This is a genomic window from Yersinia artesiana (genome assembly GCF_902726545.1).
In the GTDB taxonomy this organism is placed as follows: domain Bacteria; phylum Pseudomonadota; class Gammaproteobacteria; order Enterobacterales; family Enterobacteriaceae; genus Yersinia; species Yersinia artesiana.
The window spans coordinates 1-12,831 of sequence record NZ_CACVAD010000081.1 but is presented as its reverse complement, the minus strand read 5'-3'; the positions used below and the strand labels follow the sequence as shown (position 1 = coordinate 12,831).

Here is a 12,831-nt window from a genome sequence, read left to right as displayed (position 1 = left end):
TAATATAACGGGAAAAATAAATATGGATGATTATTTTAAATTGGTCAAGATATGGCTTAAATATATTTGGTTTGTTTCTTTTGTTTCTTTTGTTTTATTTTTAATTAGTTATTTTAATATAATTAATATATTGGCTTATTATTCTTTAATTTACTTTAAATAAAAAGGTGACATTAATTACTCATGTCACCTTTTTATGCATTGCCGCGGTTTTACTGAATGTGACTATTTTTTTCGCGTGGTGACCTGCCAGGGAAGCGGCGGCGCACCAGAACAAAGAACAGCGGGACGAAGAAAATAGCCAGCACGGTAGCTGAAATCATCCCCCCCATTACCCCGGTACCTACCGCATGTTGACTGCCAGAGCCTGCCCCTTGACTGATAGCCATAGGCAGTACCCCAAAGATAAATGCCAGTGATGTCATTAGAATGGGTCGCAGTCGCAGACGGGAGGCTTCAAGTGTCGCTTCCACCAAATCTTTACCTTTATTGTTCAATTCACTGGCAAATTCAACAATCAAAATGGCATTTTTGGCGGATAGCCCAATGATGGTCAGTAATCCAACCTGGAAATAGACGTCATTTTCCAAGCCCCGCATCCAGGTTGCGGCAACCGCCCCAATCACCCCGAGTGGCACAACCAGCATCACTGAGAAGGGTATTGACCAACTTTCATATAATGCTGCCAGACATAAGAATACGACTAACAGTGAAATGGCATAGAGGGCAGGGGCTTGTGAGCCGGATAGCCGTTCCTGATAGGACATCCCCGTCCATTCGAGGCCAAATCCATTAGGCAGTTGTTTAACTAACCCCTCCATCACATTCATCGCCGTACCGGTACTGACGCCTGGAGCTGCTTCACCGACGATTTCCAAAGCAGAATAGCCGTTATAACGTTCCAATCGCGGCGAGCCATACTCCCAGCGAGTGGTTGAAAAGGCGGAGAAAGGCACCATACCACCGCTATTATTTCGCACATACCATTTGTTAACGTCTTCCGGCAACATACGCGCCGTGGCTTCAGATTGAACATAGACTTTCTTCACTCGCCCACGATCAACAAAGTCGTTAACGTAAGTCGAGCCCCACGCCGTTTTTAGCGTGTTGTTAATATCATCCAAGGACACCCCCAGCGCTTGTGCTTTGCGCTGATCAATATCTATCTGCAATTGCGGGCTATCATCCAGCCCGTTATGACGCACGCGTGTTAGTGCAGGATCCTGGGAGGCCATTTGCAGTAACTGGTCACGAGCTGCCATCAATTTGTCGTGGCCTAAACCGCCGTGATCTTGTAATTCCATATCAAAACCTGACGAGCCACCTAAGCCAGAAATGGCCGGAGGGCTACTCACCGAAACTTTAGCTTCGACGATTTTGTTAAACACTTTGGTGGCGCGTTCAATAATGGCAAAGGAAGAGTCATTGCTGTCTTTTCGTTGTTCCCAATCGGACAAACGGATAAACAAGCGAGCGACGTTTTGACCATTACCACCGGGGCCGGACCCTACGGTGGAGAACACCGATAGCACGTTATTTTTCTCTTCTGTCAGGAAGTAATTCTCGACTTTCTCAACCACTTTGAGTGTCTGCTGCTGAGTAGAGCCGACCGGAAGTTGCACCTGAGCCATAAACACACCGCGGTCTTCCAGTGGCAGAAATGATGTCGGTAACTTGATAAATAGCAGCGCCAGCCCACCTAAAAGCAATAAATACAGCAGCATATAACGCACACTGTGATGTAAAACTCGCGCTACGCCGCGCTCATAGCGGTGAGCATTACGATCAAACATGCGGTTAAACCAGCCAAAGAAGCCGCGTTTGGCATGATGATGCCCCGGTTTGATTGGCTTGAGCATGGTGGCGCAAAGTGCCGGGGTCAAAATCAGCGCCACCAGCACTGAAAGCACCATCGCCGATACGATAGTAATGGAGAACTGGCGGTAAATAGCTCCGGTGGTGCCACCGAAGAAAGCCATCGGAATAAATACCGCTGACAGCACCAGAGCAATCCCCACCAGCGCGCCCTGAATTTGGCCCATGGATTTGCGCGTGGCTTCTCGTGGATCCAGCCCTTCCTCACTCATCACGCGCTCCACGTTCTCTACCACGACAATGGCATCATCGACGAGTAAACCGATGGCTAGCACGATGGCAAACATGGTTAACGTATTAATACTGAATCCGAATGCCGACAGTATCGCGAAGGTACCCAATAGCACCACCGGGACGGCAATCGTCGGAATAAGTGTGGCGCGGAAGTTTTGTAAGAACAGATACATCACCAGAAAAACCAGCAAAATGGCTTCCAGCAGTGTTTTGACCACATCTTTGATGGAGGCTTTGACAAAGGGGGTGGTTTCATAGGCAATTTTTGCTTCCAGGCCGTGCGGGAAGAATGGGGTCAGTTCTGCGATACGGGCTTTGACTAATTCATCCGTTTGCAGTTCATTAGCGCCTGATGCCAGTTTGATGCTCATCCCCGAGGCTGCCTGACCGTTAAAACGGCTCAGGTAATCATATTTTTCGGCACCCATCTCAATTTTTGCGACATCGCCCAGTGTCACCAGTGAACCATCTTGATTGACGCGCAGCGTGATTTCTCTGAATTGCTCCGGGGTTTGTAACTGGGATTGGGCATTAATCGTGGCATTCAGCGCTTGATTATCGACAGAAGGTGTTCCGCCCAATTGACCGACGGCTATCTGGCTATTCTGTGACTGAATTGCGGTCACGATATCCTGGGTAGTAAGTTGATAATTATTGAGTTTATTAGGATCGAGCCAAATGCGCATCGCATATTGGGAGCCAAAAGCATCAATGCTGCCGACCCCTTCAATACGGCTTAGAGGATCTTGCAGATTACTGGCAACATAGTCGGCAATATCTTGTTTATCCATGCTGCCATCAGTGGAAACAAACGCCACCATCATCAGGGTATTATCCCCTGATTTAGATACTGAAACGCCTTGCTGCTGTACATCTTGCGGCAGCTTTTTGATAGCGGACTGCAACTGGTTTTGTACTTGTTGCATGGCTTCGTTAGGATTGGTTCCTGCCTGGAACGTCAGGGTTATTGATGCACTGCCGGAGTTATTGCTTTGTGACGACATATATAGCAGGTTATCCAGGCCAGTCATGCTTTGTTCTATGACCTGCGTGACCGTATTTTCCAGTGTTTGTGCCGAAGCTCCGGGGTAGGATGCACTGATACGCACATTGGGCGGTGCCAAATTCGGGTACTGCTCAACCGGCAATGTTGAGATTGCCAATGCGCCAGTCAGACACAAAATTATCGCCAATACCCAAGCAAATATCGGGCGGTCGATGAAAAAATTAGCCATGCAGTGCCAGCCTCTCAAGTTAACTACAGCAGAATCCACGCTGCACTTTACGCGGGATTGCTTAAGAAAACGTGAAGAAAATAAGGAGAAGCTGTAAAAAACATCGTAAAAATCGAGTTAATTCACCTTGATGGCAAAAAGAGTGATATATCCTGAATAATTCGAGTTGCAGGAAGGCGGCCAATGTACATGTAGCTTGAAGTATGACGGGTATAAACAGGTGTTTTTTCTGGCATCGAGTAGACTATTGAGTAGCTATCCAACTGAGGAGGATGTTATGGAACTTAATCCGGTATTTGCCCGTCGTCTCTACCTTTGCTGGTTGATAAGTCGGGGAGAGCCGCTGAATGTGCCGCGCTTGATGGAATTGACCGCCTGGCCGCGGCGAACATTACAGGATGTCTTGAAAGCGCTGCCCGGTTTGGGTATCACCATGACGTTTGTACAGGATGGCGTGCGCAATAATGCGGGATATTACCGGCTGGATAGCTGGGGGCCACTGAATAAAAAATGGATAGACGATAACCATGATTTTATTTTAGCGGCCATCGAATAAGCTAATAGCCCGGTAGCCATTAAATAATAAGGTGATAGTTAATATTTTTTATTTTCTAAAAACATGATTGTTGCCGCGACGCGCGAGCGAACATTTAGCTTACGTAATAAATTGCGGATATGCACTTTCACGGTTTCTTCTGAAATGTGTAACTCGAATGCAACTTGTTTATTGGACATACCGCGTGCGACTTCTTGTAAAACATCTAATTCACGCTCGGTTAATTCAGAAAATGGATTAACCTGTTCGTGCCGGGAAGATAAATATTGAGCAACTTCATCACTGAATACTTTTTTGCCCTTCGACGCCAGGCGGATATTTTCTAACAATATTTCAGGTTCACTGTCTTTGAGCAGATAACCATCTGCACCGGCATCAATCATTGCATACACATCACTGCGTGCATCAGAGACGGTCAGAACAATAATTCGCGCATCAATGCCTTCGTTGCGTAATGCCTTTAAAGTATCCAGCCCAGACATACCTTTCATATTCAGGTCGAGCAAAATGACATCCGGTTGACATCGGGTTGCTTCGGTAATGGCATCGCTGCCGCAATTGGCTTCGGCAACCACATCAAAGTTGCTATCAAGCTCCAGTAACTGCTTGATCCCACGGCGCATGAGGGGATGATCGTCAACGATCATAATAGTGTGACTTTTGGTCATGATAAGTAATGTCCCTGTAACCGATAGCATTAAATGGCTGGCTGTTGAACGTGGATTATTTAAGGTCGTTAAATTTACCGACCATGTTATCCATCATAGTTAGTTGAACCACGCGTTAAGTGTACCTCAAAACTTCGGCCAAATTCATTTAACCGAGCCAGTTTATCTAAAGAATAATCACCAAAATATCATTTCTTTTTGATAGCCATTCTCATTAAACAAATCGTTATATAAAAAAAGTAATAACGCAAATAGATTTAACAGTGAGAAACCACGCAAATAACCACTAAATTAATTGATCTTGCTCAATATCTACCAACGATTAACTCTAAAGAGTAATTATTTTATTACTCATAATTCTGTATTTAATACACAGACACTGGGGAATTCTCTAATAATACAAATAAGAATCATTATCATTAATTTGGTGTGACTCACCGAACTTTAATATAAGCATTTTCCTAAGGTACACGCGGGCGCGCCAGTAGATGTTAAGGATATCAGTATGACTGATTTATCGCGGCGTAAATTGCTGACTGGGCATTGGCAAACAGGTAAACGGCAGTCCTCTGCTACCCGACCACCTTGGTCGGTTACCGAAAGTCATTTTATTGCTGGCTGTACCCGTTGCCAAAACTGTGTTGCTGCTTGTGAAACTGGCGTATTGGTTGCTGGCAGTGGCGGATTCCCCGAAATAGATTTTCAGCGGGCCGAATGTAGTTTCTGCCAGGCCTGCGTGCAGGCGTGCGAAGCCGGGGTTTTTACCTCAACGGAACTGCCAGCGTGGTCACTGAAAATCCACATATCAGACCGCTGTTTACCTTTTCACAATATTGAATGCCGCAGTTGTCAGGATAGTTGTGAAACGCGGGCGATAAAATTCCGTCCGCGCCTAAACGGCATTGCTCGGCCCGAATTAGACCTTCCTGCTTGTACCGGCTGTGGTGCCTGTGTACCCAGTTGCCCCGTCCAGGCAGTAACCCTTACCCGGAGTGAAGATGGACGATAAAGAATGGCATGTCTGTGGATTGGTGATACAAGCCAAGCCTGCGCGAATAGCGCCACTCATCGACAGCCTGCTGGCGATCCCGGGCACAGAAATACCCACCAGTGACACCGCTCTGGGTAAGTTGGTGGTGGTTATGCAGGCAGCGCGCTCAGACGTGCTCCTGAATTATATTGAGTCAGCGCGCAATCTGGATGGTGTGCTGGCTGTATCGCTGGTTTATCACCAGCAGGAAAGCCAAGGTGAGGAAATGCCATGAAACTCAGTCGCCGGGATTTTATGAAGGCCAATGCCGCAGTTGCTGCGGCAGCCGCAGCCGGATTGACCATACCCACTGTCGCCAAGGCGGTCGCGGGTGAGACAACAAACGCAATCAAATGGGATAAAGCGCCTTGCCGATTCTGTGGTACTGGCTGCGGTGTCCTGGTCGGCACACAAAATGGCCGTATCGTGGCATCTCAAGGTGACCCGGACTCACCGGTCAATCGTGGGTTGAACTGCGTGAAAGGCTATTTCCTGCCTAAAATCATGTACGGCAAAGACCGTCTGACCCAGCCGCTGCTGCGGATGAAAGACGGCCAGTATGATAAAGAAGGTGATTTTACTCCGATTAGTTGGGAGAAAGCCTTTGATATCATGGAGCTGAAATTCAAAAATGCGCTGAAAGAAAAAGGCCCGACCGCTGTAGGCATGTTTGGCTCCGGTCAGTGGACGGTGTGGGAGGGTTACGCGGCGTCTAAACTGCTGAAAGCCGGTTTCCGCTCTAACAACCTTGATCCCAATGCGCGTCATTGCATGGCTTCTTCCGTGGTGGGCTTTATGCGTACCTTCGGTATGGATGAGCCAATGGGGTGTTATGACGATATTGAAGAAGCAGATGCCTTTGTGCTCTGGGGCTCCAATATGGCAGAAATGCACCCTATCTTGTGGTCACGCATGACTAGCCGTCGCCTGACGAATGAACATGTCAGAATTGCGGTGCTGTCTACTTTTGAACACCGCAGCTTTGAACTGGCGGATAACCCGATCGTCTTTACCCCACAGACCGATCTGGTGATTATGAATTACATCGCCAATTACATTATTCAAAATAATGCCGTTGATCAGGGCTTCCTGGATCGCCATGTGAACTTCCGCCGTGGTGCAACGGATATTGGCTATGGTCTACGGCCAACACATCCACTGGAAAAAGCGGCCAAAAACCCCGGTAGTGATGCATCAGAACCGATGAGTTTTGATGATTTTAAAGCCTTTGTTGCGGAATATACGCTGGAAAAAACCGCCAAAATGAGCGGTGTGCCGGAAGATCAGTTAGAGTCACTGGCGCAGTTATATGCGGATCCGAAAGTGAAACTGGTGTCTTACTGGACGATGGGCTTTAACCAGCATACTCGTGGTGTTTGGGCCAATAACATGTGCTACAACCTGCACCTGTTAACCGGCAAGATTTCTAAGCCGGGTTCTGGGCCTTTCTCTCTGACCGGCCAGCCTTCCGCTTGTGGTACAGCCCGTGAAGTGGGGACATTCTCCCACCGCCTGCCTGCCGACATGGTGGTCACGAACGAAAAACATCGCCAAATTGCCGAAACCAAATGGCAACTGCCTGCGGGCACGATTCCGGAAAAAGTGGGTTTACATGCCGTGGCGCAAGACCGTGCGTTGAAAGATGGCACACTTAATGCCTACTGGGTGATGTGTAACAACAACATGCAGGCCGGGCCGAATATCAATGAAGATCGCATGCCGGGTTGGCGTGATCCACGTAACTTTATTGTAGTTTCAGACCCTTATCCCACTATCAGTGCCCTAGCCGCTGACCTTATCTTACCGACCGCGATGTGGGTCGAGAAAGAGGGCGCTTACGGCAATGCTGAGCGCCGTACCCAGTTCTGGCGTCAACAAGTGCCTGCGCCGGGTGAAGCGAAATCTGACTTATGGCAGATCGTTGAGTTTGCCAAACGCTTCAAAGTTGAAGAAGTGTGGCCTGACGAGCTGATTAACAAGAAACCGGAATATCGCGGTAAGACGCTGTATGACGTGCTGTTTGCCAATAATGTGGTGAATAAATATCCACTGAGTGAAATTCCTGCGGACCAATTGAATGATGAAGCGCGTGATTTCGGTTTCTACATTCAAAAAGGGCTGTTTGAAGAGTATGCCGATTTTGGCCGTGGTCATGGTCACGATTTAGCGCCGTTCGACCGCTACCATCAAGAGCGCGGCCTGCGCTGGCCGGTGGTGAATGGTAAAGAAACGCTGTGGCGTTACCGTGAAGGCTTTGATCCCTTCGTGCCAAAAGGTGAGGAGGTGCGTTTCTATGGCAAACCGGATGGTAAAGCCGTGATATTTGCACTGCCTTATGAGCCGGCGGCGGAAAGCCCGGATCAGGAATATGACCTGTGGCTCTCCACTGGCCGTGTACTGGAGCATTGGCATACCGGCTCCATGACCCGTCGAGTACCTGAATTACATCGTGCTTTCCCTGAAGCGGTGCTTTTCATTCACCCATTGGATGCTAAAGCCCGTGGTTTACGGCGCGGTGACAAAGTGAAAGTGATCTCACGCCGTGGCGAAGTGATTTCGCTGGTGGAAACCCGTGGCCGTAACCGCCCGCCACAAGGGCTGGTGTACATGCCGTTCTTTGATGCTGCGCAGTTGGTGAATAACCTGACATTGGATGCCACCGATCCGTTATCCAAAGAAACTGACTTCAAAAAATGTGCAGTCAAATTGGCTCGGGTTGTTGCGTAGTTCAGAAAATTGCGCGCAGTTCAGAAAATAGCGCTCAGCTCAGGAAGAACGGGGTTCTCAGGAGAAAATAATGAATAACACGATGTTTCATGCATTCAATCGCCGGGTAATATCAGTGATATCGCTACTGGCGGTATTGCTGATAGCCGGTGTCGTCAATGCTGCCAGCAATGTCGAAATGGATTTAAGCCAATCACCGGAAGTCTCTGCTACGGCGGAAGGTAAGGTGAAAATGCCCAAACAGCAACAGCGGATGGCGCTGAACTATGTTAACCAACCACCGCTGATCCCACATAGTGTTGATGGCTATCAAATCAGCAAAAACACCAACCGTTGCCTGCAATGTCATGGCGTTGAACATTATCGTACTACGGGTGCGCCGCGTGTTAGCCCAACTCACTTTATTGACCGCGATGGCAAGGTCTCGAGTGAAGTATCCCCGCGTCGCTACTTCTGCTTGCAATGCCATGTGCCACAAACTGATGCAGCGCCGATTGTCGGTAATAGCTTCCAGCCAGCCCCTGGTTTTGGTCAATAAGCGAGATGGCTATTGTGAGAACAAACAATGAATGAGACTAAAAAGCCTGGCATTATCAAACGAATATGGCAATGGTGGCGTCGGCCGAGCCGGCTGGCGCTCGGCACATTACTGCTGATTGGCTTTGTCAGTGGCATCATTTTCTGGGGCGGTTTTAATACCGGTATGGAAATGGCGAATACTGAAAAATTCTGTATTAGCTGCCATGAAATGAAAGACAACGTTTATCAGGAATACATGGGAACCATCCACTACAGCAACCGCAGTGGTGTGAAGGCAACCTGCCCGGATTGCCATGTACCCCATGAGTGGGGGCCGAAAATGCTGCGTAAAATCAAAGCCAGTAAAGAGCTATATGCCAAGACCTTTGGTTTGATAGATACACCGCAGAAGTTTGAGGCACATCGCTTGACGATGGCGGAAAACGAGTGGGCGCGGATGAAAGCCAATGGTTCGCAAGAGTGCCGTAACTGCCATAATTTTGACAATATGGACTTCACAGCACAGAAAACAGTGGCGGCGAAAATGCACAGTAAAGCGATTGAAGAAGGTAAAACCTGTATCGATTGCCACAAAGGCATCGCCCATAAGTTGCCTGATATGAAGGATGTACCTACGGGTTTCTGATAGCAACGTTCCCAATATCTCATCTTAAATGCTCCGTTATCGGGGCATTTTTATTGCGCCTGTTCCTATTGCAAATGAACAAAGACTAGCGTTAGCTAATTAAATAAAATTCTAGGATGTTTTGGGGATTAAAGAAGGTCTTATGTCAGTCAAAATTGAAAATATTCGCAGTGAATTGTTATCTAAAAACTGGTTCAAGCTCCACAAGTACATCTTTGATTTAATAGATGATAATGGAACGCCAGTGCAACAGATTCGCGAAGTATATGATCGAGGGAATGGCGCGACTATTCTGTTGTATAACCGGCCCAATGGCACCGTCTTGTTGATTAACCAATTTCGAATGCCCACCTATGTCAATGGCAACCCCGACGGAATGTTGCTGGAAACTTGTGCCGGTTTGCTGGATAACGACTCGCCGGAAGAGTGTATTCGCCGTGAAGCCATGGAAGAAACTGGCTATCAGATTGATAACGTACAGAAGCTGTTTGAAGCTTATATGTCGCCAGGTGGCGTGACTGAAATTATCCATTTCTTTGCTGCGGAATATCATGCGGATCAAAAAGTGACTGATAATGTCGGCGTTGAAGATGAAGTGATCGAGGTGGTTGAGTTACCCTTCACTGAAGCCATTGCCATGATCGCGGATGGTCGAATTAAAGATGGTAAGACCATTATGTTATTGCAATATGCACAAATCCAAGGCTGGTTTAACTAAGACCCGTCCTATTCAGATTTCCGCTCTACTTTTTTGTTGCCGCGAGTTCGCGGCACTTAATTCCCTAATTGTTGATTATTCCCCGCAGATTGATCAGTAAATTATGCTGTTGATATAAAAATGTTATGCAGAGTATGTCCTGCTTCATAGATTGTGATAATTCACTCACTATACTGGTTCCCTACCACCTCAAAGAATAAAAGCAAAGGGAACCTACAATGGACGAACAATTGAAACAGAGCGCGCTTGATTTCCACCAATATCCTACTCCTGGGAAAATTCAGGTGTCGCCAACCAAACCGCTGGCGACCCAACGGGATTTGGCGCTGGCTTATTCTCCTGGTGTCGCTGCTCCGTGTTTGGAGATTGCGGCTGATCCACTGGCTGCCTATAAATATACGGCGCGCGGCAACCTGGTCGCTGTTATTTCAAACGGTACTGCGGTACTGGGGCTGGGTAATATTGGTGCATTAGCGGGCAAACCGGTCATGGAGGGGAAGGGGGTTCTGTTTAAGAAATTCTCCGGTATTGATGTGTTTGATATTGAAGTAGATGAACACGATCCCGACAAACTGATCGACATTATTGCTTCACTGGAACCGACATTCGGCGGCATTAATCTGGAAGATATCAAAGCGCCCGAGTGTTTTTATATTGAGCAGAAATTGCGTGAGCGCATGAAGATCCCAGTGTTCCATGATGACCAGCATGGCACTGCGATTATCTGTACCGCGGCGGTGCTCAACGGCTTACGTGTCGTGAAAAAAGATATCAGCGATGTGAAGCTGGTGGTCTCTGGAGCAGGAGCGGCATCTATTGCCTGCCTGAATCTATTAGTCGCATTGGGATTAAAGCATCACAACATTACAGTATGTGATTCCAAAGGTGTGATTTATAAAGGCCGCGAAGCCAACATGGAAGGAACTAAAGCGGCTTACGCCATTGAAGATAACGGGCAGCGCACGCTCGGTGATGCTATTCCCAATGCGGATATTTTCCTCGGCTGCTCCGGCCCTGGCGTTCTTACGCAAGATATGGTGAAAACCATGGCCCCCAGCCCGCTGATTTTGGCGCTGGCGAACCCTGAACCTGAAATCCTGCCACCACTGGCAAAAGCCGTGCGGCCTGATGCGATTATCTGCACCGGCCGTTCGGACTACCCGAATCAGGTGAATAACGTGCTGTGCTTCCCGTTCATTTTTCGTGGCGCATTAGATGTGGGCGCGACCACCATTAATGAAGAGATGAAACTGGCTTGTGTGCATGCGATTGCTGACCTGGCGCTGGCTGAACAGAGTGATGTGGTGGCATCAGCCTACGGTGAACAAGACCTTTCGTTTGGGCCTGAATACATTATTCCTAAACCATTCGACCCGCGTTTGATTGTGAAAATCGCACCGGCGGTGGCGAAAGCGGCAATGGATTCCGGTGTGGCAACCCGTCCAATCACTGACTTTAGTGCTTACATCGAAAAACTGACGGAATTTGTCTACAAAACCAACTTATTTATGAAGCCGATTTTCTCGCAAGCGAAAAAAGAGATGAAGCGGGTAGTCTTAGCGGAAGGGGAAGAAGAACGAGTATTGCATGCGACTCAAGAGCTTATTTCCCAAGGGCTGGCCTATCCTATCTTGATTGGTCGCCCAAACGTGATTGAGACTCGGCTAAAAAAATTGGGCCTGCAAATTACGGCGGGGAAAGACTTCGAAGTGGTCAATAATGAGTCTGACCCACGCTTTAATGAATATTGGCACGAATACTATCAAATCATGAAGCGCCGTGGTGTCTCGCAGGAACAGGCGCGTCGTGCAGTGATTGGCAATCCAACCCTGATTGGCTCCATTATGGTTCATCGGGGGGAAGCCGATGCCATGATTTGTGGCACCATTGGCACTTATCATGAGCATTATGATGTGGTTGAGAAAGTCTTTGGCTTCCGCGAGGGGGCGCATGTAGCGGGCGCGATGAATGCGCTGTTGCTGCCAACTGGCAATACGTTTATCGCTGACACTTATGTCAATGATGACCCGACACCGGAGCAATTGGCTGAGATTACTTTGATGGCGGCTGAAACGGTACGACGTTTTGGTATTGAGCCAAAAGTGGCACTGTTATCTCATTCGAGTTTTGGTACATCGGATTGCCCGGCTGCGCGTAAAATGCGCCGTACACTCGAGTTGGTGAATCAGATGGCACCTGAACTGGAGATTGACGGTGAAATGCACGGTGACGCCGCGCTGGTGGAAAGTATCCGCCATAACCTGATGCCGGATAGCCCATTGAAGGGGTCTGCTAACGTACTGATTATGCCGAATATGGAAGCGGCGCGAATCAGTTATAACTTGCTGCGCGTGACCACCTCAGAGGGCGTGACTGTCGGACCGGTGCTGATGGGCGTGGCAAAACCGGTTCATATTTTGACGCCGATTGCTTCTGTACGTCGGATCGTGAATATGGTGGCATTAGCGGTGGTAGAGGCACAAACCCAGCCATTGTAGTTTCTGGTGTTATAAAGCAGTGAGCCAGGAGGGGAGCTATATTAGCTCCCCTCTGATTTATTAAATTACAAAACAGTGAATGAAAAAGAAGTTTCTCGTCAGTAGATTATATGAATATACCAAAG

At 48.0% G+C, this 12,831-nt stretch carries 10 protein-coding genes; 8 read left to right on the top strand and 2 right to left on the bottom strand.

Annotated elements, in window-relative coordinates:
- Window positions 1-212 precede the first annotated feature (212 nt).
- The gene (gene acrD, locus HU019_RS19310; protein WP_174849035.1) at window positions 213-3,344 is read right to left on the bottom strand and encodes a multidrug efflux RND transporter permease AcrD; all 3,132 of its coding nucleotides are present in this window, start codon (window positions 3,342-3,344) and stop codon (window positions 213-215) included.
- Window positions 3,345-3,621: 277 nt separating this feature from the next.
- Here acrD and HU019_RS19305 point away from each other — a divergent pair, with 277 nt between their 5' ends.
- Window positions 3,622-3,900 (top strand): winged helix-turn-helix domain-containing protein, encoded by a 279-nt coding sequence (locus HU019_RS19305; protein ID WP_174849034.1) that lies wholly within the window; start codon window positions 3,622-3,624, stop codon window positions 3,898-3,900.
- A 38-nt stretch (window positions 3,901-3,938) separates the two neighbouring features.
- Here HU019_RS19305 and narP read toward each other — a convergent pair whose 3' ends face one another.
- A complete protein-coding gene (gene narP / locus HU019_RS19300) occupies window positions 3,939-4,568 on the bottom strand; it encodes a nitrate/nitrite response regulator protein NarP (protein ID WP_174849033.1) in 630 nt (209 codons plus the stop codon).
- A gap of 505 nt (window positions 4,569-5,073) precedes the next feature.
- Between narP and napF the strand changes: the two genes are divergently transcribed.
- The 7 genes from napF (at window position 5,074) to maeB (ending at window position 12,706) form a co-directional block, all read left to right on the top strand.
- Window positions 5,074-5,577 carry a ferredoxin-type protein NapF gene (napF, locus tag HU019_RS19295; RefSeq protein WP_174849032.1) on the top strand — a complete coding sequence of 168 codons (504 nt, stop codon included), beginning with the start codon at window positions 5,074-5,076 and terminating at the stop codon, window positions 5,575-5,577.
- Window positions 5,567-5,833 (top strand): chaperone NapD, encoded by a 267-nt coding sequence (gene napD, locus HU019_RS19290; protein ID WP_005165688.1) that lies wholly within the window; start codon window positions 5,567-5,569, stop codon window positions 5,831-5,833. The genes napF and napD overlap by 11 nt, the downstream gene beginning before the upstream one ends.
- Window positions 5,830-8,325 carry a nitrate reductase catalytic subunit NapA gene (napA, locus tag HU019_RS19285; RefSeq protein ID WP_174849031.1) on the top strand — a complete coding sequence of 832 codons (2,496 nt, stop codon included), beginning with the start codon at window positions 5,830-5,832 and terminating at the stop codon, window positions 8,323-8,325. Before napD ends, napA begins: the two co-directional genes overlap by 4 nt.
- Before the next feature lie 70 nt (window positions 8,326-8,395).
- On the top strand, window positions 8,396-8,863 hold the full coding sequence (napB, locus tag HU019_RS19280; protein ID WP_050076285.1) for a nitrate reductase cytochrome c-type subunit: 468 nt from the start codon (window positions 8,396-8,398) through the stop codon (window positions 8,861-8,863).
- 27 nt (window positions 8,864-8,890) lie between these two features.
- Complete coding sequence (napC, locus tag HU019_RS19275) at window positions 8,891-9,490, top strand: cytochrome c-type protein NapC (protein WP_174849030.1); 600 nt, start codon at window positions 8,891-8,893, stop codon at window positions 9,488-9,490.
- Between the two features lie 142 nt (window positions 9,491-9,632).
- Entirely contained in the window at window positions 9,633-10,208 is a 576-nt protein-coding gene (nudK, locus tag HU019_RS19270) for a GDP-mannose pyrophosphatase NudK (RefSeq protein WP_174849029.1), read from the top strand.
- 218 nt (window positions 10,209-10,426) lie between these two features.
- Window positions 10,427-12,706, top strand: coding sequence for an NADP-dependent oxaloacetate-decarboxylating malate dehydrogenase (maeB, locus tag HU019_RS19265; protein ID WP_174849028.1), 2,280 nt, complete (start codon window positions 10,427-10,429; stop codon window positions 12,704-12,706).
- The last annotated feature ends 125 nt before the right edge of the window (window positions 12,707-12,831 follow it).